At 70.0% G+C, this 24,014-nt stretch carries 16 protein-coding genes; 12 read left to right on the top strand and 4 right to left on the bottom strand.

Annotation, left to right across the window (positions count from 1 at the left end; genetic code table 11):
- Positions 1–93 precede the first annotated feature (93 nt).
- The 5 genes from OG884_RS23480 (at position 94) to nagZ (ending at position 3,819) form a co-directional block, all read left to right on the top strand.
- Positions 94–1,128 (top strand): SIS domain-containing protein, encoded by a 1,035-nt coding sequence (locus tag OG884_RS23480; protein WP_326636192.1) that lies wholly within the window; start codon positions 94–96, stop codon positions 1,126–1,128.
- Between the two features lie 64 nt (positions 1,129–1,192).
- Positions 1,193–1,429 carry a glucose PTS transporter subunit EIIB gene (locus OG884_RS23485; RefSeq protein ID WP_326636193.1) on the top strand — a complete coding sequence of 79 codons (237 nt, stop codon included), beginning with the start codon at positions 1,193–1,195 and terminating at the stop codon, positions 1,427–1,429.
- Between the two features lie 42 nt (positions 1,430–1,471).
- Entirely contained in the window at positions 1,472–1,927 is a 456-nt protein-coding gene (locus tag OG884_RS23490; protein ID WP_326636194.1) for a PTS sugar transporter subunit IIA, read from the top strand.
- 183 nt (positions 1,928–2,110) lie between these two features.
- The gene (locus OG884_RS23495; RefSeq protein ID WP_326636196.1) at positions 2,111–2,368 is read left to right on the top strand and encodes an HPr family phosphocarrier protein; all 258 of its coding nucleotides are present in this window, start codon (positions 2,111–2,113) and stop codon (positions 2,366–2,368) included.
- 86 nt (positions 2,369–2,454) lie between these two features.
- Complete coding sequence (gene nagZ / locus OG884_RS23500) at positions 2,455–3,819, top strand: beta-N-acetylhexosaminidase (RefSeq protein WP_326636197.1); 1,365 nt, start codon at positions 2,455–2,457, stop codon at positions 3,817–3,819.
- A 146-nt stretch (positions 3,820–3,965) separates the two neighbouring features.
- Here nagZ and OG884_RS23505 read toward each other — a convergent pair whose 3' ends face one another.
- Both OG884_RS23505 and OG884_RS23510 read right to left on the bottom strand, forming a co-directional pair.
- The gene (locus OG884_RS23505; protein ID WP_326636199.1) at positions 3,966–4,091 is read right to left on the bottom strand and encodes a hypothetical protein; all 126 of its coding nucleotides are present in this window, start codon (positions 4,089–4,091) and stop codon (positions 3,966–3,968) included.
- Between the two features lie 54 nt (positions 4,092–4,145).
- Positions 4,146–8,606, bottom strand: coding sequence for an HAD-IC family P-type ATPase (locus OG884_RS23510; RefSeq protein ID WP_326636201.1), 4,461 nt, complete (start codon positions 8,604–8,606; stop codon positions 4,146–4,148).
- Between the two features lie 82 nt (positions 8,607–8,688).
- Between OG884_RS23510 and OG884_RS23515 the strand changes: the two genes are divergently transcribed.
- Positions 8,689–9,450, top strand: coding sequence for a hypothetical protein (locus OG884_RS23515; protein ID WP_326636203.1), 762 nt, complete (start codon positions 8,689–8,691; stop codon positions 9,448–9,450).
- Positions 9,451–9,989: 539 nt separating this feature from the next.
- Here OG884_RS23515 and OG884_RS23520 read toward each other — a convergent pair.
- Positions 9,990–11,192: an acyl-CoA dehydrogenase family protein gene (locus OG884_RS23520; protein WP_326636205.1), complete on the bottom strand. Its 1,203-nt coding sequence runs from the start codon at positions 11,190–11,192 to the stop codon at positions 9,990–9,992.
- An 81-nt stretch (positions 11,193–11,273) separates the two neighbouring features.
- Between OG884_RS23520 and OG884_RS23525 the strand changes: the two genes are divergently transcribed.
- The 5 genes from OG884_RS23525 to OG884_RS23545 all read left to right on the top strand — a co-directional run bounded on the left by OG884_RS23525 (position 11,274) and on the right by OG884_RS23545 (position 16,459).
- Positions 11,274–11,918, top strand: a complete 645-nt coding sequence (locus tag OG884_RS23525) for an HAD family hydrolase (protein WP_326636207.1) — start codon at positions 11,274–11,276, stop codon at positions 11,916–11,918.
- A 137-nt stretch (positions 11,919–12,055) separates the two neighbouring features.
- Entirely contained in the window at positions 12,056–12,562 is a 507-nt protein-coding gene (locus tag OG884_RS23530) for a DUF6912 family protein (protein ID WP_326636209.1), read from the top strand.
- A gap of 159 nt (positions 12,563–12,721) precedes the next feature.
- A complete protein-coding gene (locus OG884_RS23535) occupies positions 12,722–13,354 on the top strand; it encodes an HAD family hydrolase (protein WP_326636211.1) in 633 nt (210 codons plus the stop codon).
- A 228-nt stretch (positions 13,355–13,582) separates the two neighbouring features.
- Positions 13,583–14,317, top strand: coding sequence for an HAD family hydrolase (locus OG884_RS23540; RefSeq protein WP_326646977.1), 735 nt, complete (start codon positions 13,583–13,585; stop codon positions 14,315–14,317).
- A 159-nt stretch (positions 14,318–14,476) separates the two neighbouring features.
- On the top strand, positions 14,477–16,459 hold the full coding sequence (locus OG884_RS23545) for an acetoacetate--CoA ligase (protein ID WP_326636212.1): 1,983 nt from the start codon (positions 14,477–14,479) through the stop codon (positions 16,457–16,459).
- Positions 16,460–16,575: 116 nt separating this feature from the next.
- On the opposite strand, the gene OG884_RS23550 is transcribed toward OG884_RS23545, so the two are convergent.
- Positions 16,576–18,114, bottom strand: a complete 1,539-nt coding sequence (locus OG884_RS23550) for an FAD-binding oxidoreductase (RefSeq protein ID WP_326636214.1) — start codon at positions 18,112–18,114, stop codon at positions 16,576–16,578.
- Positions 18,115–18,950: 836 nt separating this feature from the next.
- Between OG884_RS23550 and OG884_RS23555 the strand changes: the two genes are divergently transcribed.
- The gene (locus OG884_RS23555) at positions 18,951–23,831 is read left to right on the top strand and encodes an NAD-glutamate dehydrogenase (protein ID WP_326636216.1); all 4,881 of its coding nucleotides are present in this window, start codon (positions 18,951–18,953) and stop codon (positions 23,829–23,831) included.
- The last annotated feature ends 183 nt before the right edge of the window (positions 23,832–24,014 follow it).

The raw sequence follows: 24,014 nt of genomic DNA on the forward strand, positions 1-24,014 counted from the left end.
GACCACAGGCCGGAAAAGGGTGTCAACGTACGGACCGGAGACGGATCGATAACGGCCCGATCTCGTTCGTCCGAGCCGAAGGATGAGCGCGAGATGACGACCAAGATGCGCAGCGAGATCGCCGAGCAGCCCGCCGCGTTGCGAGCCACGCTTGACGCCCTCCTCCCCAGGGTCGGGGAGGTGGAGCGGCTCGCGGGGCAGACCCGCCAGCTGTTGTTCATCGCCCGTGGCACCTCCGACAACGCCGCAGTCTACGGCCGTTACCTGGCCGAGGCGCACACGGGCAGGCTCTCCACGCTCGCCGCTCCCTCGATCGCCACCACCTACCGGCGCAGGCTGGACCTCGACGGTGTGCTGGCCGTCGCCCTCTCCCAGTCGGGCAGGACCGAGGAGATCGTCGAGACCCTCGCCTGGGCGAAGGACTGTGGTGCCAGGACCGTGGCCATCACCAACGGCGGCGAGCAGAGCCCCCTGGCCCAGGCCGCGGACCTCGCCCTGTGCACGGTCGCGGGCGAGGAGAAGGCCGTCCCCGCCACCAAGACCTACACCACCCAGCTCGCCGCCCTCGCCGTGCTCGCCCTCGGCCTCGGTGCGGACGTCGACCCCGGCGACCTGCGACGGGTCCCGGACGCAGTCGAGAAGCTGGTCGACGACCCGGGCGACATGGAGGCGATCGTCGAGGGCCTGGCGGACAAGCCGGGCGTCGTGGTCTCCGGCCGGGGGCTGGCCTTCTCCACCGCGCTGGAGCTGGCGCTCAAGCTCAAGGAGGCGTGCTACCTGCACGCCATGGGCCTGTCGTACGCGGACCTGCTGCACGGCCCGATCGCCGTGGTCGACTCCGACACCCCGGCCATCCTGGTCGCGGCGGGCGAGGGGCCGACCTTGGCCGGCACCGTGGCGCTCGCCGAGCGGGTGACCGGCGCGGGCGCCTCGGCCTACACGGTCGGCGGCGGTACCGCGCTCTCCTCGGTCTCCACCGCCGCGCTGAACGGCCCCGACCTCCCCGAATGGGTCGCGCCGCTGGGCCTGATCGTCCCCGGTCAGCTGCTCACCGAGGCGCTCGCGCGCAGGCTGGGGATCGACCCGGACGCCCCTCGCGGTCTCAACAAGGTGACTCAGACCGACTGATCGCGGTACCTCCCCTAGCCTGCCCATAGCCCTGGGGACAGGGTGATCACAACTGGAGGGCGACATGGCGGCCGACGCCGACGCGATCATCGCTGGACTCGGTGGTGTGGACAACATCATCGAGATCGAACCGTGCATCACCCGGCTCCGCACCGAGGTGCGTGACGCCTCCAAGGTCGACCAGGCGGCCCTGCGGGCGGCCGGCGCGCACGGCGTGATGGTGGCGGGCTGCGTCGTGCAGGTGGTGGTGGGTCCCGAGGCCGACATGATCGCCGGCGACATCGAGGACATCATCGGCTGAGGGAGGTGTTCTCGCGGACGGAGGCATGCCGAGGGGAGTGCGGTGACCACGGTTCTGGCGCCGGTCACGGGGGTGGCCGTGAGACTCGACTCGGTACCCGACCCGGTCTTCTCCGAGGGCCTGGTCGGGCCCGGCATGGCGATCGAGCCGGACAGGGCGCCCGGCCGGGTGTTCTCTCCCATCGCGGGCACCATCGTCAAGCTGCACCCGCACGCGTTCGTGGTCGTCGGCGACGACGACAGGGGAGTCCTCGTCCACCTGGGCATCGACACGGTCCAGCTCAGGGGCGAGGGTTTCGAACCGCTGGTCGCGGAGGGCGACCGGGTGAGCGCCGGGCAGCCGGTGGTGGCGTGGGATCCGGCCGGGATCGAAGCGGGTGGGCGCCGCCCGATCTGCCCGGTCGTGGCGCTGGACGCCGTCGCGAGCGCCGTCACCGGCCTCGCCGAGGGGGTCGTGGACGCCGGTGACCGGCTCTTCGAGTGGGGCGATCCGGCCTGACGGTCCGCGGAACCGGAAAATGGCGAAGAATGTGAAATGTTGTTGAGGTCATCAGAGGGCATAGGGGAAGTTGTTGAGGTCATCAGATGGCACTGGGGAAGTCGTTGAGGTCATCAGATGGCACAGTGGAAGAAAAATACGCCGTGCGGTCTAGACCGCACGGTCGACTCTGAGGAGGAACACGTGGCCGAGCGCCATGTCACCGTCATGTCGAAGGTCGGCCTGCACGCCCGGCCCGCCGCGACGTTCGTGCAGACGGCGACTAAGGCGTCCCTGGACGTCACCATCGCCAAGGGGGCCGGCCTGCCGGTGAACGCCAAGAGCATCCTGTCGGTCCTCGCACTCGATGTCAGGAGGGGGGAGGTGGTGGTGATCAGGGCAGAGGGTGAGGGCGCCGAGGAGCTTCTCGACCGGTTGGCGGACATCGCGTCGGCGCCGTGAGCGGAGGTGCCCCGGGGGCGCCGGACGGTTTGCTGCGCGGGCACCGGGGCGTTCGCCCGGATAGCGTAAGAGGCATGGTTCGGTGGATGCGTGTGACGGGGATCGCAGTGATCGCGACGATGGCGGCCGGGTGTGCCGACACCGGAAGGACCGCTTCACAGGCGTCCGGTGCGGCCCGGGGCGGTGAGGCGTCCGCGAACGCGGCCCCGGCGGAGCCCACGAACTCGGCGGCCGAGCCTTCCGGGACGGCGAAGCCCGGGACGGCAGAGCCCGGGGCGGCAGAGCCCGGGGCGGCAGAGCAGACCGGCGTGGAGACCGTCCTCGCCTCGATGAGCCTGGAGGAGAAGGTCGGCCAGCTCTTCATGCCGGTGTTGTACGGCGAGGCGGCCGACACGGTGTCGGGGGAGAACCAGGCGCGGTTCGGCGTGGACACCCCGGCGAAGATGGTCGCCCGCTACCGTCCCGGCGGGGTGATCCTGTTCCCCTGGGCGGGCAACGTCAAGAACGTCAGGCAGGTCGTGGCGCTGACCAACGGGCTGCAGGAGGCGTCGCCGGAGATCCCGCTGCTGATCGGCGCGGACCAGGAGAACGGCAGGGTCTCCCGGCTCGCCCCGCTGGTCACCGACCTTCCAGGAGCCTCCGTCGTCGGCTCGACCGGCGACCCCTCGCTGGCCCGCCGGGCCGCGGAGGTGACGGGCACCGAGCTGCGCGCCCTGGGCATCAACCTCGACTTCGCCCCCGTCGCCGACGTCAACATCAACCCGCGCAACCCGGTGATCGGCCCGCGCGCGTACGGCTCGGACCCGAAGAAGGTCGTGCCGATGGTCGCCGCCGCGGTCCAGGGCTTCCACGACGCGGGGATCGCGGCCACTGCCAAGCACTTCCCCGGCCACGGCGACACCAACGTCGACAGCCACACCGGTCTACCGGTGATCAGGCACTCACTGTCCCAGTGGAAAAGGCTGGACGCCCCGCCTTTCGCAGCCGCCATCGGCAAGGACGTCGACGCGATCATGAGTGCGCACGTCGTCATGCCGAAGCTCGACCCCTCAGGTGATCCCGCCACCCTCTCCAGGCCGATCCTGACCGGGCTGCTTCGGGAGAAGCTCGGCTTCGACGGGGTCGTCTCGACAGACGCGCTGGACATGGCGGGGGTACGCAAGAGGTACGGCGACGGGGAGGTGGCGGTGCGTGCGATCCAGGCCGGGGTCGACCTGCTGCTCATGCCGCCGGACTACCGCGAGGCCCATCGGGCGCTGCTGGCCGCCGTGAAGTCCGGGAAGATCTCGGAGGCGCGGCTCGACCAGTCCGTCCGGCGCCTGCTGAAGCTGAAGGCCGCCCACGGCCTGCTGGAGAGGGCACCGGTCGCCGAGGTGGCCAGGGCCGAGCGGGTACTGCGCTCGGCCGGGCATCTCAAGGTCGCCCGGCTCATCAACGCGCGGGCCCGCTGAGCGAGCTTCCGGTCGCGACCGCGGCATGGGCCCCGGTCGCCGTGGTCACGGTCGTGCTTCCGGTCACGGTCGTGCTTCCGGTCACGGTCGTGTTCCCGGTCACGGTCTCCTTGTGGTCACGGCCGGGTCCGTGCCGCGAGACCGGGTCAGGCGGCCTGGAGCCTGCCGGTCCTGGCCAGCGAGATGACGAGCGACTGGATGACGCGCATGAGAAGGGCTTCGATCAGCATGACCGCCGTCTTGGCGAGCACCGTGGAGAGGAATCCGGACATAACAACCTCACAGGGAGAAGGATCGCTTAATGCGATAATCCACGCCAAACATGACTAAGTCACCGGCTGGCAGATTACCGTTTGGTGAACGTTCGGTGACATCCTGCGGTTGGATGCCTGGAAGGCGACCCCGGCGGCCGTGGTGGCGGCGGCACTGCCCAGCGCGATGATCCACCCCACGGGCCCGAGGGGGCGGCAGTCGAAGAACCGGCAGAGCCCGGGAACCGAGACGGTCATGCCCAGAACGCCGAGGGACAGGAGCGAGGCCAGCACCACGGTGCGGTCCCGGCTGCCCAGGGCCAGGGTCTGCAGCAGCTGCGTCGACACCAGCGCGACCAGTCCGATCGTGTCCGCCCGCCTGCGCGTGCCGGTCATCCGGCCGATCGCCCAGGCCGCGCCCGCCGCGCTCGCCGTGGTGGCGGCCCGCAGGTAGATGTCACGGGTCAGGGAGGCTCCCAGCGAGGCCTCCGGACCCTCCTCCAGCAGCTTCTCCGGACTGGTCGCGGTCGGCGGCCTGGCGGCCACCGCCATCGCGGGCAGCATGTCGGTGAGCAGGTTGACCAGCAGCAACTGCCGGGCGTTCAGCACGTTCCGGCCGCTGAGCAGGCTGGATCCGACCGTGAAGACGATCTCGCCGATGTTGCCGCCCAGCAGGATGCTCAGGGCGTCGCGGACCGACCCCCACATGGCCCTGCCCTCGATGATCGCATCGACGATCGTCTCGATGCGGTCGTCGGTCACCACGATGTCGGCCGCGGCCCTGGCCGCCGGGGTCGCGCGGGAGCCGAGGGCGATCCCCACGTCCGCGAGCCGGATCGCGGGGGCGTCGTTGGCGCCGTCTCCGGTGACCGCCACGACCTTGCCGGCCCGGCGTAGGCAGCCGACGATCCTGGCCTTGTGGGCCGGGGTGGTCCTGGCGAAGACCGTCACATCCGGCAGAGCCTCCAGCAGGATGTCGTCGTCCATCTCGTCCAGTTCGGGCCCCGTCATGATCTGCCCGCCGTTCAGCACGTTCAACTCGGCGCCGATCGCCTCCGCCGTGCTCGGATGGTCACCCGTGATCATGACGATGCGTACGCCCGCCCGCGTCAGCCGGTCGACGCTTTCGGCCGCCGTGGGCCTTACCGGGTCGGCCAGGCCGAGGAAGCCCAGAAAGCACAGGCCCTGGATGCGGGACTCGTCGAGATCGCGACGGTCGGAGGCGGGGCGCTCCGCGACCGCGAGCACCCGGTAGCCCTGCCGGGCGAGCTGGTCGAGCTCCTTCTCCAGCTCCGCCTCAAGGGAATCCGTGAGGGAGACCACCAGGCCGTCGCGGAGTACGGACGTGCAGCGGGTGACCACGACCTCCGGAGCGCCCTTGACGCTCAGCAGCGGCCCCGAGCCGCTCGTGCCGAGTACGGCGTGATAACCGCGTCCCGGCTCGAAGGGAAGCTCGTCGACCCTTTCCCAGCCTCCCTCTCCCTCCTCGGGTACCACGCCCACCCGCTCGGCCCCGTTCACCACGGCCCGGTCGGTGGGGTGCGGAATGGGGCGTCCCCCGTCGTGCCGCGGGCTCGCGCGCAGCCCCGCGGCCACGATGCGCCTCAACTCGGGTGTCAACGCCTCAACGAGACGTTCGTCCTGCCCGTCCGAGACGCACCGCAGGCTGATGCGTCCCTCGGTGAGCGTCCCCGTCTTGTCGAAGCAGAGCACGTCCACCCGGCCGAGGGCCTCGATCGTGGAGGGGTTGGGCACCAGGGTGTTGCGGGTCGACAGCCGCCGGGCGGCGGCGAGTTCCGCGACCGAGGCGACGAACGGCAGCCCCTCGGGCACGGCGGCGACGGCGAGGCTCACCGCGGGCGCGAGCGCCTCGACCACCGACCTGCCGCGCAACAGGTCGGTGACCAGCAGGACGACGCCGGAGCCGAGCGCGACTGGAAGGACCCGGCGGCTCAGCTCCCGCAGTCGCAACTGCACGCCCGAGGCCGGAGGTCCCTCCTTGGCGAGCCTGGCGGTCCTGGCCGCCTCGGTCGCCTCGCCCGCCGCGACCACCACGGCCAGCCCGCTGCCGGCCGCGACGGTCGTACCCTCGTAGACCATCGAGCTCCGGTCGGCGACGGCGGGCGCGTTGACGGGTGTGGGTGACTTGGCGACGAGCTGGGACTCGCCGGTCAGCGCGGCCTCGTCGATCTCCAGGCCCGACGCTCTGAGCACCCGGCAGTCGGCCGGCACGGTGTCGCCCGCGCGTAGTTCGAGCACATCGCCCGGTACGAGGTCCTCGACCGTCACGCTCATGCCCTCGTTGGGGCGGCGCAGCCGCACGCGGATCGCGACCTCCTCGGTCAGGCGGTGCAGCGCCCGATCGGCGGTGAACCGTTGGCCCCCTCCGATGAGCGCGTTGGCGAGCACCACCGTGGCTATCATCACCGAGTCGGAGATCGAGCCGACCAGGGCCGACAGACCCGCCCCGGCAGCCAGGACCGGGGTCAGCGGGTTGGCCAGCTCCTCGGCGGACACGCGGAGCAGCGAGGCGGGACCCTCAGGTCCCGTGGATCCCGCCGAGGTCCTGCGCCGGGTGGCCTCGGCCTCGGTGATCCCACTGGGCGAGGAGCCCAGCAGGGCCAGGACGTCCTTGGTCGACATGGCGTGCCAGGGGGTCCGGTCCACCCGGACCGGCGCTGTCTCCCGCCCGGCGTGCCAGCCCGCCCACACGCCCGTGACGATGGCGGCCATCGCCGTGCAGTCACTGGAGAGCTGCGCCCTGCCCAGTGACCGCGACGGCGGCCCCAGGGCGGTCAGCGCGCCTCCGGTGGTCGCTCCCGCGGCGTCCAGCCACGCGCATCGCTCGCTCGTCTTCCTCGCCGGTGCCAGGCAGCTCAGCAGCAGGTGGATCTCCTCGAGTTCGCCGATCACGTCCGCGTCCCAGGGCACCCGGCCCGAGCGGGACAGCACGCCGACACCCAGGTCGGCGTGGGCCAGCGCGGTCATGCGGCGTCCCGACACCACGGCGACGCCGTGGCCGTCCGCCTGGAGCGCGCGGACCGACCGGGTCAGATGGGAGTCGCCCAGTACGAACTCGTCGACGCCGAGCCGCAGACCGAGCCCCGGATCGCCTCCCGCCAGCATCACGGTGCCCGTGCCCTTGGCCGCGGCGACGATCGCGTCGGCCAGCGGGTCGACCTGTGGCGCCATACCGACCAGGGCGACGGGAACGTCCTGCCTCGTCACGCGGACGGCCCGGAGCCCCCGAGCCTCCCACTCCTCGGCTTCCGCCGCGATGAGCCCGGCCGGGCCCGCCACCGGCTCGGCCTTCCAGCCGTCGCGTTCCCGCCGCGTGCCGGGGTCGGTGAGGTCGAGCAGGGCGTAGAGCCGCGCGTGCAGCCCGTCGGAGTCGTCACCGCCGAGGGGTACGACGCGGTCGATCTCCCAGGCACCCGTGTCGATCACGTCGGCGTCGATGATGACCGTGTCGATGCCGTCCATGTGGCGCAGGGCGCGGCTGTTGAGAACGACAGCCCCGCGCCTTGCCAGGGCACGCCCGATCGCGGAGGAGAAGGATTCGCGGCCCAGCTTCGCGGCGTTGGGGGTCGCCGCGGTGAGCATGGCGATGGCCCGTTCCCGGTTGTTGCCGAGGAGGTACGTCAGCCCGGTGGCGCCCACCGCCACCTGGCTCGCGACGTGCTCGAACCTTCGCACGGGGCTGCTGGTCATGGGGGTCGGGCGTGGTTTCCTGACCGCGCGGATGTGGTGGTAGGAGCCCTCCCGTGAACCCAGCTCGTGCTCGTGCCTCTCCCAGGCCCGTCGCGTGTCGCGTGCCTCAAGGTAGCGGCCGACGGCGGTGGCCGACTGGACGAGCATTCCCAGCGGCCGCAGCGCCAGCGTGTAGGTGACGATGTCCGCCGTCTCGAGCAGGGAGGTGGTGGCCGGAACGCCGAGGCGGCGGTCCAGCTCGGTGCGGACCTTCGGGGTGGACTCGGCCAGGCTCAGCAGGGCGGGAATGATCGGAGGGAGCGGCAGCGCGTGCGTCACCCGCCCGGCGAGCGCCATACCCGTCCCGACCAGGCTCGCGCCGAGCCGGATGCCCATGCGCGTGTGGCTCCTGGCGGGGTTGGCGATGCGGTGCTCCGCGTATTCGGAAACGAGGAACGCCGGGCCCGGCAGCGAGTCGTCATCAAACTCCTCGTCCTCGTCCTCGCCCGGCTCGCCGTCGTTGCTGTTGCTGTCGCCGTCGTCGAACGACTCGACGACCGCCACCAGCTTCTCCAGGTCGACCGAGCCGGGGTCGCACCCCACGAACACGGTCCCGAGGGCACCGTTGACCTCCGCCCGCTCGACTCCTTCCACCTTCAGCAGCGCGTTCTCCAGCCGTCGCACCGTGCGCCCGCTGCCGGGACCGCCGATCACGTACAGGTCGATACGGAGCCCACCGGGACAGATCTGCCTCCCCCGGGACTGCTGCAGGGCGTTGCGGATCACGTCGGGCATGGCGCCCCAGAGAGTTTCCGCGGGAAGCGAGAGCAGACGGGGCACGAACATTCCGGATCTCCAGCAGACGAGATGACGAGGCCGATCAGGCCGTGGTTACACGTGGCCCGATCGGCCCCATCACTGTGATCATTTGGAGACGCTCCTGCGAGTCGAGGTCTTCGGGCGGGCGGCGGACCTGGTGGCCCTGGAGGCGGAGTTCGCGGTACGAGAGGCGGACGCCGAGGTTCGCGATGTGGGTCTGGTGGCCCGTGTTGCGGGTTTGGTGGTTCGTGCGGTGGTGCCTGTGGCCCGGGACTTGGGTTTGGTGGCCCTGGAGGCGGGTTTCGTGGTCCGGGATCCGGTTGCTGTCCGGGATCTGGTTGTGGTCCGTGAGGCGGACGCCGAGGTTCGCGATGTGGGTCTGGTGGCCCGTGTTGCGGGTTTGGTGGTTCGTGCGGTGGTGCCTGTGGCCCGGGACTTGGGTTTGGTGGCCCTGGAGGCGGGTTTCGCGGTTCGTGCGGTGGTGCCTGTGGCCCGTGTGGTGGGTTTGGCTGTCCGCGCGGTGGCTGTGGCCCGGGATGCGGGTCTGGTGGCTCGTGTTGCGGGTTTGGTGGTTCGTGCGGTGGTGCCTGTGGCCCGTGTTGCGGGTTTCGCGGTTCGTGCGGTGGTGCTTGCGGTCCGTGTTGCGGGTTTCGCGGCCCGTGTGGTGGTGCTTGCGGCTCGCGTTGCGGGTTTGGCGGCCGGTGTGGTGGTGCCTGTGGCCCGTGTTGCGGGTTTGGTGGTTCGTGCGGTGGTGCTTGCGGGCCGGGTGGTGGTTCTTGCGGCTCGCGCTGCGGGTTTCGCGGCCTGGGCGGTGGGTGCCGGAGTCCGGGGTACGGAGATTGGGGAACGGCCCTTCCCTCGGGCACGCTGAGCGATCATCGTCCCGACCCCGATGGCGGCCGCCACCGGCCACTCGATCAACCCCACCACAGCCAGGGCGCCGAGCCCTCCGTAGTAGGCGATGCGCTCAGGCGGTGGAAGGAAGGATCTGGCGGTGTCGATGGCTTGGCCCGCCTCCTGCCGGCTGACGTGAGGCATGTGAACATGCGGCGGCCGAAACTGCACGGTCATCATCGGAAGGTCCAGCTTCAACGAATGGCCGGTCTGCTTCCGGACTGACGGTGCGTGCGCGGTGGACGCGGCGGGTGTGGTCGGCTTCCGCGCCGTACGGGCGCGTGACCGGCTCGCCTGAGCTACTGCCATGATCCCTCCTCATGGGAACCGAGGGAAGGTGCAAATGGAGCCCGCAGGAGGCCGATCACGCCTTCTACGTGCGTTTATATGGCCTGAGTGCCATGCTCGTAATCTTCCTCGAATTAGAGACGTGAAACTTGTACTGGCCAGTGAATCGGATATTGAGGGAGGAATCTCCGCTCCATCGGGCCGTATGCCCCCTCGTTCCGGAACGTTCTAGGAGAGGTACGGCTTGAGCTCGCGGCGGGCCACGGTGCGAATGTGAACCTCGTCCGGGCCGTCGAATATGCGCATCGCGCGAGCCTGGGCGTACATCGAGGCGAGCGGGACGTCGTCGGCGAGCCCCATGCCACCGTGGACCTGGATGGCGCGGTCGATGACATCACACGCCATTCTCGGAGCGACGACCTTGATCGCGGAGATCTCCGAGGCGGCCGCCTTCACGCCGACCGTGTCGATCATCCATGCGGCCTTCAGGGTGAGCAGTCTGGCCTGCTCGATGGCCAGCCGTGATTCGGCGATCTGCTGCTGCACCACGCCCTGCTGGGCCAGCGTCTGGCCGAAGGCCACCCGGTTGGCGGCACGGGTGCACATCAGCTCCAGGGCACGCTCGGCCATGCCGATGGCGCGCATGCAGTGGTGGATGCGGCCGGGGCCGAGACGGGCCTGGGCGATGCGGAAGCCGTCCCCCTCCTCCGCGATCAGGTTCGAGGCGGGCACCCGGACGTCCGTGAAGACGATCTCGGAGTGGCCGTGCTGCTCCTGGTAGCCGAAGAGCGGTAGGTGGCGGACGACCTCCACGCCCGGCGTGTCCATCGGGACCAGGATCATCGACTGCTGGCGGTGCGGGGGGCCGTCCGGATCGGTCTTGCCCATCACGATCAGGATCTCGCAGCGCGGGTCGGCGACTCCGGTGATGAACCACTTGCGACCGTTGATCACGTACTCGGAGCCGTCGAGCCGGATGGAGGTGGCGATGTTGGTCGCGTCACTTGAGGCCACGGCGGGCTCGGTCATCGCGAATGCCGAGCGGATCTCGCCGGAGAGCAGGGGCTTGAGCCACCGGTTCCGCTGCTCGGGCGAGCCGAACATGTGCAGGACCTCCATGTTCCCGGTGTCGGGGGCCGCGCAGTTCAGTGCCTCGGGCGCGAGGTCGATGGAGCGGCCGGTGACCTCGGCCAGGCTGGCGTAGTCGAGCACCGACATGTTCGACTCGTCGGGCAAGAACAGGTTCCAGAGACCGCGTGCGCGCGCCTCGGACTTGAGCTCCTCCACTACCGGTGGTAATTCGTGGTTGTCGTAGCCCCTGGCCTGGCGCCATGCACGGTAGACCGGCTCCGCCGGGTATATGTGAGTTGCCATGAAATCGGTCAGATTGGCGAGGTATTTCTGAGCCTTGTCGCTGAGCGCGAAGTCCATGGCGGCAAGTTTGGCACCACCCCTCCTCCGGTTGCTCACCGGCCACACTTAGCCTGGAACCCGTTCCACTAAGGAGGACAGATGTTCAAGGGCGTGCTGATCGACTGGGGTGGCGTGCTCACCGTCGGTCTTTCCGAGGCGGTCGCGGAGTGGATCGTCGACGAGAGGCTCGACGCGGCCCACTACCGGCAGGTGATGCGCGAGCTTGTCATCCACGCGTACGAGGGCTCGGAGAACGGCGAGAACGTGATCCACGCTCTGGAGCGAGGGGAGATCTCCGGGCTGGACTTCGAACGCGACCTGGCCGCCCGGCTGATCACGACGGACGGCGTGCCGCCGGCCGCCGAGGGGCTGCTGGACAGGATGTTCTCCCGCTTCCACCGGGTCGAGCCGATGTACGAGATGCTCCGCGTGGCCCGCGCCGCCGGGCTGCGCACCTGCCTGCTCTCCAACTCCTGGGCGAACGAGTATCCCCGCGAGGGCTGGGACGACGTCTTCGACGAGGTCGTCATCTCGGGAGAGATCGGTATGCGCAAACCCGAGCAGAGGATCTTCGAGCACGCGCTCGGCAGGATCGGCCTGACCGGTGAGGAGTGCGTGTTCGTCGATGACATCGAGGCCAACATCGAGGCCGCCCGGCAGTTCAGCATCGTCGGCGTGCACCACCGCGACCCCGAGGTGACCATCGCCGAGTTGGAGATCCTGTTGCGGGTCCCGTTGCGCTGACGCCCGCTCGCCCGGCCGGGAACGGATCGTGTCACTTCGCGCCGGCAGTGCCACCGCGGGTCGCCGGTACTGGCACACTCGATGCGTGAATCGGCGCCGAACCGGAGCCGATGTCGGAGAGATAGATCGAGGCATGGATGCGCGTCTACCTGCCGTGTACGCTCCCGGCGCTGGCCCGCGTGGCCACCGTCGGAGAGCTCGGCCCGGCCCCGCTGACCGGCTACGCGGTGACACCCGCGTTGATCGAGTGGTACGTCTCGGGTGACACCGAGGAACTGGAGTACGTCGCACTGACCGAGGCGGCCAGGGATTCCCTGCGGATGCTGGCCGCCGACCGTGCCGACGGGGTGGAGGTCGTCGCGCGGCGGGTGGTCGTCGCCGTCGACGTACCGGAGGGCGACGTGAGCGCGAGCGCCGACCTGGAGGAGCGCGCCCGGGTACGGCTTGCCGCGGCGGTCCCGCTGGCGCGGATCGCCGCCGTTCACGTGGACGACCTGTCGGCGGTGAAGGACGTCGAGGCCGCCGTCGCGGCGCTGCCCGCGGCCGACCGGGGCGACGACGACGCCCGGTTCACCGTGGACGGCGCCGAGGCCAACGAGCTTCTCTGGTACGCCACCCAGGAGATCCCCGACCTGGTCGGCTGACCTTCACCCCGCCTCCCGGTCACCGCCGGCCGTCCCTTTCCCCTGTTCGGGGTCCGGGGGAGAGGCGGGGGGCTTCGTGTCGTGAGCGTCCGGTGAGCGGGCCGACTACCTTGTCGCTACGCCGCTCCAGCGGGGGGTTTCGCTATCCTGGAAGGCGATATGAGACACATTGTTTGGGATTGGAACGGCACCCTGTTCCACGACATCGACGCCGTCGTCGGTGCGACGAACGCGGTGTTCGAGCCGTACGGTCTGGGCTCCTACGACGTCAACCGTTTCCGTGCCGTCTACACGCGCCCGATCTGGGCCGCCTACGAGCGCATGCTCGGCCGCGCCCTCCACGAGGGCGAGTGGGAGATGCTCGACCTGGGCTTCCACGACAACTACCACCGGCTGATGCTGGAGTGCGGGCTGGCCGACGACGCGCTCCTCGCTCTGGAAAGCTGGGGGAACGCGGGAGGCAGGCAGTCGCTGCTGTCCATGTGGGCGCATGACCGGCTGCTTCCCAAGATCGCGGAGTTCGGCATCGACCACCACTTCGCCCGGATCGACGGTCTGCGCAGTGCGTCCGGCGGGCACAAGGCCGAGTCGATGGTGGCACACCTGGCCGCGCTCGGCATCGACCCGGCCGACGTTCTCGTGATCGGCGACAGCCTGGACGACGCGCATGCCGCCCAGCACGTCGGCGCGCACGCGGTCCTCTACACCGGCGGCATGACCAGCCGATCCGACCTGATGGCCTGCGGCGTCCCGGTCGTCGACACCCTCGCGAACGCCCTCGACCACGCCTAGACCCTGTCCCTTGGATCTGGATAGGTCACCGTATCCGAAAAATAGCTACAAGTCGGGTATATGAACGACGGGGAATTGGGGTGGAGTTTCGTTGATTGGGATGTTCACTGCAAATGGGGCACCAGTGCAGGGCAACCCCACCCAAAACTAATGTTTTCGGCATTGGAGGCGGTCGTTGTGCGCCTCGGGCCGTACCCTGGGCATCCGCACCCATTCCGGGAGGCTCCGATCAACCGCCTCGTTCTCTGGAACATCGACCTCACCCTGGTCGACGTGTCCATCGTCACCCGCGAGGCATACGCCGAGGCCTTCCTCGCTGTCACCGGCAGGCCCCTGGTCAAGCTGACCCAGCCCAACGGGCGCCCGGACTCTGAGATCGTCTTCGAGATGCTCGCCATCAACGGGATCGTCGCCGAGGACGACCACCTCCCCAGATTCCTCGACACGCTGGCCACCTCCTTCGGAGCCCGGCGCAGGCGCCTGGCCAAGGACGGCCGGATGATGCCCGGGGCCCGCGACGCGCTGAAGGCCGTGGCGAGGCTCGACGGCGTGGTCCAGTCGGTGCTCACCGGCACGATCAAGAGCAACGCCGGGCACAAGCTGACCGCGTTCGGCCTTGAGCGGTACGTCGACTTCGAGATCGGCGGTTACGGCGAGGAGGTCTATCCCAAGGCCACCCTCCTGCAGGTCGCGCAGGGCCGGGCCAAGCAGAAGTACGGGGCGACCTTCGACGGGAGCAACACGGTGCTGATCGGCGACTCGGCCAGGGACGTCCAGGCCGCCAGGATCGCCGGGGCCGCGATGATCGGCGTCGCCTCCGGGCGCTCCCTGGCGGCCGAACTGCACGAGGCCGGGGCGGACCTGGTGCTGCCCGACCTCTCCAACCCCTCCGAGGTGGTGGCCGCCGTGGCCGGCCTCACCTCCCCGGCCCGCCGCGCCGGTCACTTCCCCGCCGGCCGCTGACTCCTGTCCGCATCGATGGCCGGATGGATATCGATGCTGGTGGTGACGTACTTTCTGGGTGCGGCGGCAAGGACGTATATGACTGATCCACATGGATTGCCGGGGCGATGTGTGAACCCGGGGGATGACATTCGGTTGGGGCGCCGAGAGGATGGGGCCATGGTTGAGGAAGGTGCGCTGCTCTGGGAGCCCTCCCCGGAGGTTGTGAGGAACGCGAAGGTCACCCGCTATGCGGAGCGGCTGGGCCGGGCCGGTGACTACGAGTCCCTGTGGCAGTGGTCGGTTGACGCCCCCGCCGAGTTCTGGACGTCGATCTGGGACTACTTCGGGGTCGTGGGGGAGCGTGGTGACGGGCCCGTCATGTCGGGGGAGATGCCCGGCACCGAGTGGTTCGCCGGGTCGACGGTGAACTATGCGGCCAACGCGCTGCGCGGGGCCGCGTCCGACCCCGGGCGGCTCGCGGTGGTCGCCCGCGACGAGGCGGGTGGGCGGCGGACGTTCACCCGGGGCGAGCTGGCCGAGGAGGTGGCGCGGGTCCGTGCGGGCCTGGCCGCGCTGGGCGTCGGGCGGGGCGACCGGGTCGCGGCCTACGTGTCGAACGTCCCCGAGGCGCTGATCGCCTTCCTGGCGACGGCCTCCCTGGGAGCCATCTGGTCCTCCTGCTCGCCCGACTTCGGGGCCTCCAGTGTGATCGACCGTTTCACCCAGATCGAGCCGAAGGTGCTCGTCGCGGTCGACGGCTACGACTACAACGGCAGGAGCTTCGACCGCGCCGCGGTGGTCCAGGACATCGCCGCCAAGTTGCCGACCCTGGTGGCGCGGGTGCAGATCTCGGCTCAGGATCAGCAGGACGCGCAGGACGCGCAGGACGCGTCCGAGAACGCTCCGGCGCCGGAATCAGCGGTTCGTACGGTGAGCTGGGCAAAGCTGCGCTCCGTAGCGGGGCCGCTCGACTTCGAGCCGGTGCCGTTCGGGCACCCGCTCTGGATCGTCTACTCCTCGGGCACCACCGGGCTGCCCAAGCCGATCGTGCACGGCCACGGCGGTGTGGTGCTCGAACACCTCAAGGCGATCTCCTTCCACCAGGACCTGGGCGAGGACGACGTCTTCTTCTGGTACACCACCACCGGCTGGATGATGTGGAACTACCTCATCGGCGGCCTGCTGGTCGGCTCGACGGTGGTGCTCTACGACGGGGCGGCGACCTACCCGCAGACCGACGAGCTCTGGCGGCTGGCCGCCGAGGAGGGGGTCACCTACTTCGGTACGGGCGCTCCGTACGTGATCGCGTCCATGAAGGCCGGCCTCAAGCCGTCGGGTCTCGACCGGCTGCGGGGGCTCGGTTCCACCGGCTCGCCGCTGCCGCCCGAGGGGTTCGGCTGGGTGCACGACACGCTGCCGGACGTGCAGCTCGGCTCGTTCTCCGGCGGCACCGACGTGTGCACCGGCTTCGTCGGTGCCGTCCCGCTGCTCCCGGTCCGGGCGGGCGTGATCCCGTGCCGCTGCCTGGGGGCGAAGGTCGAGTCCCTCGACCCGTCGGGCGCCTCGGTGATCGGCGAGGTCGGTGAGCTGGTGGTGACCCTGCCGATGCCGTCGATGCCGGTGATGTTCTGGAACGACGCGGACGGGTCGCGCTACCGCGACAGCTACTTCTCCGAGTACCCCGGAGTCTGGCGGCACGGCGACTGGATCAAGATTCTTCCCGACGGTGGCTCCGTGATCTACGGCCGCTCCGACTCGACACTGAACCGGGGCGGGGTGCGGATGGGCACCAGCGAGTTCTACCGTGTGGTGGAACGTTTCGAGGAGATCGCCGACAGCCTGGTGATCGACACCGGTCAGCTCGGGCAGGAGGGCCGCCTGCTGCTGTACGTCACCATGGCCCCGGGGGTGCCCCTGGACGACGACCTGGTGATGCGCCTGCGCCGGGAGCTCAGGGAGATGCTCTCCCCGCGCCATGTGCCGAACGAGATCATCGAGGTCCCCGGCATCCCCCGTACCCTCAGCGGCAAGAAGCTTGAGGTTCCCATCCGCAAGATCCTCCTCGGCGTCCCCCCGGAGAAGGCCGCCAACCTCGACGCCATGGCCAACCCCGAGGTCCTCTCCCACTTCGTCCCGGAGGCCGACACCGCGCGACGCTGACCGTCCTGACCCGCGGGGACGACGTCTCGGGACGGAGTTCGCCGATCGGGAGACCCGGCGGCCCGGTAAGGACCGGGCGTCTCGGACGGCGAGGCTCCCGCCGGCGGTCCCCGAGGTCAGATTCCCTGGGGGACCCGGAACAGGCGGCCCGGGTCGCGAGCGGCCTTGATCTGGGCGAGCCTGGTGGCGTTCGCCCCGTAGTAGGCCGCGCGCCAGCCGCCGAGTTCGGGGTCTATGTAGTTGACGTAGGCGTGGTCGCCGAAGTGGGGTCGCATCGCCGCGTGCGCGGTCCTGGCCCAGCCGGCCGCTCCGGCACGGTGGGCGTAGTACTGCACGCTGTAGCGGGCGGCCCGGTGCGGGAAGGCCGTGGCGTCGGGGCGGACCCGGGCGACGGCGCCGCCGAGGGCGTCCAGGAGCACGGTGTGCTGCCCGGGGCGGGCGACCTGGGCGATCAGTGCCCTGGCCCCGGCCTCGGAGAGCGGGCGGTAGGCCATGTGCGACTTGGCGGTGAAGGTGTCTCTGGACAGCCGCCCGCCCCTGGTCTGCCCCGGCAGGGACCCGCCCAGGTGACACTGGGTGACCGAGAGCGAGCCGCAGCCCGCCATGGTCAGCATGGCCTGGCGGTAGGAGGTCTGTCTGACGTAACTCGACGAGGGAGACCCGGCCGCGTCGGCCAGCCGGTCGAGCAGCCGCTCGCAGCCGGCCCTGCCGCCGAGGTAGAGCCCGACGACCTGCACGTCCATCCCGCCGTCGCGGCTGAGGTGCATGCCCGACCACATGGCGTCCGGGGCCGAGGGACCCCACGCCTCCCAGGCGCGCAGCGCCCGGACCGCCTTCGACCACGGCCAGTGCAGAAAGAACACGGTGACCTCGCGGGCCGGGTGGGTCCGGAACTCGAAGGAGACCGCCACGCCGAGGTTGCCTCCGCCGCCGCCCCGCGAGGCCCAGTACAGGTCGGCGTTCTGGTTGGCGTCGCAGGTCAGCAGCTGTCCTGCGGCCGTGACGAGCTGGACGGACTCCATCACGTCGCAGGTCAGGCCGTACTTCCTGGAGACCACGCCGATCCCGCCGCCCAGGGCCAGCCCGCTCACCCCGACCGTGGCGCAGGTCCCGGCGGGGATGCTGACCCCGCTCGCGGCGAGTCTGTCGTAGACGTCGATCAGCTTGGCGCCCGCCCCGACCCTCGCCCGCCCGGCGGAGTGGCTCACCTTGCTCATCCGGGACACGTCCAGGACCAGGCCGGTCCCGGTGGACCAGCCCGCGTAGGAGTGTCCGCCGGACCGTACGGCCAGCGGCACGTTCAGCCGGCGCGCGAAGCCGACGCACTCGGCGACGTCGGAGGGGTTGGCGCAGTAGGCCACGCCCGCGGGCCGCACCGCGTCGAAGGTGGGGTTGAACAGCCGCCGGGCGCTGTCGTAGGAGGCGTCGCCGGGCCGGATGACCTTGCCGGCCAGCCCGTCGGCCAGGGCCCGCCAGTCGGCGGGCCGCGGCCCGCTCGCGGCGCCCGTGGCACTCCGGCCGGTCACGCCGGTGGCGCCCAGGGCGGGGGTGCTCTGAGCACTCAGTGCCAGGGCGGGGGGGCTCTGAGCACTCAGTGCCAGGGCGGCCAGGCCGCCGGTACGAAGAAATGCCCGCCTGTCAGGAGCGGTCCGCATGCGTTCTCCCCGAGGTGCCGTGTCGACTACCCGGTAGGACGACCGCACCGCCCGCCTGGTTGGTCACATTTGTGTCACCGTTCGTACGACGGGTCTCGACGGCTTCAGGTCTCCTGCACCACGCGCGGTGCGAGGGCGGGACACATCTCGACGGCCCTGTGGGTCATCCGCAACCGTCCCCAGAACACCGCGAAGTCGTCGAGCAGACCTACCTACGGGACCGTACGATTAACGAGGCGGTGGAAATCCTCCTCCATGGACGACGGTCGAGTGTCACATTGACGTTTGGTCGGTTTTCGGGTGATATCAGTAACGGTGGTGCGTCCCGGTCAACGAGGATCGGGGCAAAGGGCCACTGGAGGTGTCGTGCCACGGGCCAAGCCCGATGGGCGGAGCGCGGGCCGGACGGCCCGGCCCGCCGGGCGAGGTGCCGGGAGCGAGCCCAGACTCGCCCGGCTGCGCCGTAGCCTCACCGAGGCGACTCTGTGGGATGATTGCCCTACCGCCATCTCCCAGGGAGAGCCCGCCGTCTCCGACCCGGAGACCTTCCGTTCCCCGCGGGCAGCGGCGAGAGATCTCGGCTCACATGATGAGCCGTGGCACCTGGCCGGAACCCACCCACCCGTGACGAGGCAACCACTGTGTGGCGGGCGTTCCACGCCCCGGGTCCCGGGTCCGGGGAAGAGGGGCGTGGCCGGGAGCGGGTGGCCCCAAGAGGGCACCGCACCCCGGAGGGCGTGCGTGGTGACATCACTTTCTCCCCGCCGGGAACCATGAGTTTTGACATGGACCCCCACCAAAATATGCAAAATCCCTCACAAAGGAGTGAGAGCGACATGCCGCTCGACGAGGCCAAGGACGAGTTGCTGAGGAGTGCCGCCGAGACGTGCGCGCACACACCGGGCAGCGACCACGTGAGCGTGGAGGAGGCGCTCGCCTTCCTACGGCTCTACTACCGGCATGTCGCCCCGGAAGACCTGCTGAGCCGGAACCCGGTCGACCTGTACGGCCCGGCGATCGCGCAGAGGCATCTCGCCAGGGAGCGCCCCCAGGGCCGAGCTCTGGTCCGGGCCTACACGCCGAGCCTGGAGGAGCACGGCTGGGATCCCGGGTTCTCCATCGTGGAGATCGTCACCGACGACATGCCCTTCCTCGTCGACTCGGTGACGATGGAGCTCGACCGCCATGACATCGGCACCCACCTGGTCATCCACCCGCAGATGCAGGTGCGCAGGGACATGACCGGCAAGCTGCTCGGGCACCGCCAGGAGGACGTCACCGGGCAGGCGCTCGCCGAGTCCTGGATGCACTTCGAGATCGACAGGCAGACCGACCCCTCAGTGCTCAGGTCGATAGAGGCCGACCTGCAGCGCGTCCTGGAGGACGTGCGCGGCGCCGTCGAGGACTTCGTCAAGATGCGTGCGCTCACCCTGCGGACCGCCGAGGACATCTCGGTCAACCCGCCGCCCCTCGATCCGGCCGGGGTGGAGGACAGCCTGGAGCTGATGCGCTGGCTGGCCGACGGGCACTTCACCTTTCTGGGCTACCGTGAGTACCGTCTGGAGGAGAGCGCGGAGGGCGACAGGCTGCACCCGATTCCGGGGACGGGGCTGGGCATCCTCCGCAACGACAGCGCCGACTCCGGCAGCTTCGCCGCGCTCCCTCCCGAGCTGCGCGCCAAGGCCCGCGAGAAGCAACAGATGCTGATCATCACCAAGGCCAACACCCGCGCCACGGTCCACCGACCCGCCTACCTCGACTACGTGGGCGTCAAGCTCTTCGACGCCTCGGGTGAGGTCATCGGTGAGCGGCGCTTCCTCGGCCTCTTCACACACGTGGCCTACAGTGAGTCGATCTCGCGCGTCCCGGTGCTCCGGCGCAAGCTGGCCGAGGTGATCGTGCTCGCCGGCCTGACCGCCGACAGCCACGACGGCAAGGACCTCATCGAGATTTTGGAGACCTTCCCCAGGGACGAGCTCTTCCAGACCTCGGTGGAGCAGCTGCTGCCGATCGCGCTCGGTGTGCTCAGGCTCCGCGAGCGCAAGCAGGTCAAGGTCTTCCTCCGCCCTGACGACTACGGCCGCTACATCTCGTGCCTGCTCTACCTTCCGCGCGACCGCTACACCACCAAGATCCGCCTCAAGATGCAGGACATCCTGCTCAGAGCGCTCGGCGGCACCTCCTTCGACTACAGCGCGATGGTCGGCGAGTCGGCCCTCGCCCGGTTGCACGTGGTCGTGCGCGGCGAGCGCGGCAGGCCACTGCACGCGGACGCGGTGAACGTCGAGGAGCTGGAGGCGAGGCTGGCCGCCGCCACCAGGTCCTGGGAGGACGACCTGGTCACCGCGATCACCGAGCTGAGCCCCGAGGACGAGGCCCCCGGGCTCGTCCGCCGCTACGCCTCGGCGTTCCCCGAGGGGTACAAGGCCGACTTCCCCGCCCGGATGGCGGTCGCCGACCTGCGCCGGCTGGAGGCGCTGGCCAACTCCTCCGACGAGATCGGGATGAACCTCTACGAGCCCTACGACGCCTCGGAGGGAGAGCGCCGCTTCAAGCTCTACCGCCTCGGCGCGCCCGTCTCCCTGTCGAGGGTGCTGCCGCTGCTCCAGCGGATGGGCGTGGAGGTGGTCGACGAGCGGCCGTACGAGATCGACCGTGACAACGACCCGGCGACCAAGGATGCCTGGATCTACGACTTCGGCCTGCGCTACACGCCCTCGCCCGAGGTCGACAGGGACGAGTTCAAACGGCTCTTCCAGGACGCGTTCGGCGCCCTGTGGGCCGGGCGGGTGGAGAGCGACGGGTTCAACGGGCTGGTCCTGACCGCCGGGCTGACCTGGGAGCAGGCCGAGATCCTGCGCGTCTACGCCAAGTACCTGCGCCAGGCGGGCACCACGTTCAGCCAGGAGTACATCGAGCGGGTGCTGATGGGCAACGTGCGGCTCGCGCGGTTGCTGGTGCGCCTGTTCGAGGCCAGGCTCAACCCCCGGCGCCCGGCGGAGGTCCGCTCGGACCTGGCCGACGCGCTGCATGAGGAGATCCTCGCCGCCCTGGACGAGGTGGCCTCCCTGGACGAGGACCGGATCCTGCGGGCCTACCTGGAGATGATCGGGGCCACGCTCAGGACCAACTACTTCCAGCGGATCGACGGCGAGCGCAAGCCGTACGTCAGCCTGAAGCTCGACTCGCCGTCGATCAGCGTGCTGCCGCTGCCCCGGCCGAAGTTCGAGGTGTTCGTCTACTCGCCCCGGGTCGAGGGTGTGCACCTGCGCTTCGGCAAGGTCGCGCGGGGTGGGCTGCGCTGGTCGGACCGGATGGAGGACTTCCGGACCGAAGTGCTCGGGCTGGTGAAGGCACAGATGGTGAAAAACACCGTCATCGTTCCCACCGGCTCCAAAGGTGGTTTTGTCGTCAAAAATCTACCGAAGTCGGGGTTGCGGGAGGACACCCTGGCCGAGGGCATCGCCTGCTACCGGATGTTCATCTCCGGCCTGCTCGACCTCACGGACAACCTCGCCGACGGCCGGGTGGTCCCGCCCGCCGACGTGGTCAGGCACGACGAGGACGACACCTACCTGGTGGTCGCAGCCGACAAGGGCACCGCGACGTTCTCCGACATCGCCAACGCCGTGTCCAAGGAGTACGGCTTCTGGCTGGGCGACGCCTTCGCCTCCGGCGGATCGATCGGCTACGACCACAAGGCCATGGGCATCACCGCCCGGGGCGCCTGGGAGTCGGTCAAGTACCACTTCCGCACGATCGGCGTCGACATCCGGAGCACCGACTTCACCGTGGCCGGAATCGGTGACATGTCCGGTGACGTGTTCGGTAACGGCATGCTGCTCTCCCAGCACATCCGGCTGGTCGCGGCGTTCGACCACCGTCACGTCTTCGTCGACCCCCACCCGGACGCCGCACGAGGCCACGCCGAGCGCGCCCGGCTGTTCGCGCTGCCCCGCAGCTCGTGGGCCGACTACGACACCTCGCTCATCTCCGCCGGAGGCGGCGTCTGGCCCCGTACGGCCAAGTCGATTCCCGTCTCCGCGCAGATGTGCGCCGTGCTCGGCATCGACGACGAGGTGACGTCGCTGGCCCCGGCCGACCTGATCAGCGCCATCCTGCGGGCCCCGGTCGACCTGCTGTGGAACGGCGGCATCGGCACCTACGTCAGGGCGTCGAGCGAGGCCAACGCCGACGTCGGCGACAAGGCCAACGACGGCCTGCGGGTCACCGCCGGCGAGCTGCGCTGCAAGGTGATCGGCGAGGGCGGCAACCTGGGCTTCACCCAGCTCGCCCGGATAGAGTTCGCGCTCAACGGCGGGCTGGTCAACACCGACTTCATAGACAACTCCGCCGGTGTGGACACCTCCGACCACGAGGTCAACATCAAGATCCTCCTGGACAGGGCGATCCGCGACGGGGAGCTCACCGACAAGCGGCGCAACCAGCTCTTCCTTGACATGACCGGCGAGGTGGCCCAGCTGGTCCTGCGCGACAACTACGACCAGAACGTGGTGCTGGCCGCCGCCCGCGAGCAGGCGGCCGACATGCTGCACATCCACTCGCGCCAGCTACGCAGGCTGGAACGGGCCGGACTGCTCGACCGGGAGCTGGAGTTCCTGCCGTCGGACAAGACGCTCGCCGAGCGCCGCCAGTCCGGGATCGGGCTCACCGCGCCGGAGTTCTCGGTGCTGCTGGCCTACACCAAGCTGGTGACCGATGCCGAGATCCTCGCCTCCGACCTGCCGGACGATCCCTACCTGGCGTCCTGGCTGGTGTCCTACTTCCCCTCGGCGCTGCGCGACGGGGAGGTCCGTGCCTACATGGACACCCACCCGCTACGGAGAGAGATCATCACCACCGGTGTGGTGAACGACCTGGTCAACTCCAGCGGGACCACCTTCATGTTCCGCCTCGGCGAGGAGAGCGGCGCGTCCACTCCCGACATCGCCCGCGCCTACCTGGTCACCCGCGAGGTCTTCGACCTGCCCAGCCTCTGGCGCCAGATCGAGGAACTGGACAACAAGGTCGACACCTCCGCCCAGATCGCCATGGAGCTGGAGGCGCGCAAGCTCGTCGAGCGAGGCACCCGGTGGCTGCTGGGCAACCGGCGTCCGCCGCTGGACCTGGCCTCCACCGTCGACTTCTTCGCCAAGAGCATGAACGGCCTGCTGCCACACCTGCCCAAGCTGCTGACCGGGGCGGACCTGGTCGCGTTCGAGGAGCGGCGCGACGGCTTCGTCTCCTGGGGCGTCCCCGCCGAACTGGCCGAGCGGGTCGCCGCGATGGTGCCCGCCTACTCCACGTTCGACCTGGTCGAGGTGGCCGTACGCAGCGACAGGCCGGTGCACGACGTCGCCGAGGTCTACTTCGACCTCGCCGACCGGCTCCAGCTCTCCAGGCTACGCGAGCGCGTCATCGCGCTGCCCAGGGACAGTCGCTGGAACTCCATGGCGCGGGCCGCGCTCCGCGACGACCTCTACGCCGCGCACGCGACGCTCACCCACAACGTCCTGGTGCACAGCGCGCCGGGACTGTCGCCCGAGGAGCGTCTGGCGCGCTGGGCCGAGGCCAACTCGGCCGCGGTCTCGCGGGCGAAACAGACCCTGTCGGAGATCTGGGAGAGCGACAACTTCGACCTCGCGACCCTGTCGGTGGCGCTACGCGCGGTCCGCACGCTGGCGGCCACCGTCAACCTCCCGCACGCCGAGGCGTGAGCCGCCCGCCCGGGTTCCTCGCGGGGACCCGGGCCTGCGGCGCGTGATCCGCACGCCCGGGCTCCTTCACGGGCCCGCCGCCACGCCACGCGCCACCCGGGCTCCTCGCGGGGTCCGGCCGCCACGCCACGCGCCACCCGGGCTCCTCGCGGGGTCCGGCCGCCACGCCACGCGCCACCCGGG

It is taken from the genome of Streptosporangium sp. NBC_01755 (assembly GCF_035917995.1).
In the GTDB taxonomy this organism is placed as follows: domain Bacteria; phylum Actinomycetota; class Actinomycetes; order Streptosporangiales; family Streptosporangiaceae; genus Streptosporangium.

Coding starts and splice junctions, on each gene's coding strand:
- OG884_RS23505 (WP_326636199.1), bottom strand. CDS start 4,091: ATGTCCGGATTCCTCTCCACGGTGCTCGCCAAGACGGCGGTCATGCTG.
- OG884_RS23535 (WP_326636211.1), top strand. CDS start 12,722: ATGAGACACATTGTTTGGGATTGGAACGGCACCCTGTTCCACGACATC.
- OG884_RS23550 (WP_326636214.1), bottom strand. CDS start 18,114: ATGCGGACCGCTCCTGACAGGCGGGCATTTCTTCGTACCGGCGGCCTG.
- OG884_RS23485 (WP_326636193.1), top strand. CDS start 1,193: ATGGCGGCCGACGCCGACGCGATCATCGCTGGACTCGGTGGTGTGGAC.
- OG884_RS23530 (WP_326636209.1), top strand. CDS start 12,056: ATGCGCGTCTACCTGCCGTGTACGCTCCCGGCGCTGGCCCGCGTGGCC.
- OG884_RS23510 (WP_326636201.1), bottom strand. CDS start 8,606: ATGTTCGTGCCCCGTCTGCTCTCGCTTCCCGCGGAAACTCTCTGGGGC.
- nagZ (WP_326636197.1), top strand. CDS start 2,455: ATGCGTGTGACGGGGATCGCAGTGATCGCGACGATGGCGGCCGGGTGT.
- OG884_RS23555 (WP_326636216.1), top strand. CDS start 18,951: ATGCCGCTCGACGAGGCCAAGGACGAGTTGCTGAGGAGTGCCGCCGAG.
- OG884_RS23525 (WP_326636207.1), top strand. CDS start 11,274: ATGTTCAAGGGCGTGCTGATCGACTGGGGTGGCGTGCTCACCGTCGGT.
- OG884_RS23480 (WP_326636192.1), top strand. CDS start 94: ATGACGACCAAGATGCGCAGCGAGATCGCCGAGCAGCCCGCCGCGTTG.
- OG884_RS23520 (WP_326636205.1), bottom strand. CDS start 11,192: ATGGACTTCGCGCTCAGCGACAAGGCTCAGAAATACCTCGCCAATCTG.
- OG884_RS23545 (WP_326636212.1), top strand. CDS start 14,477: ATGGTTGAGGAAGGTGCGCTGCTCTGGGAGCCCTCCCCGGAGGTTGTG.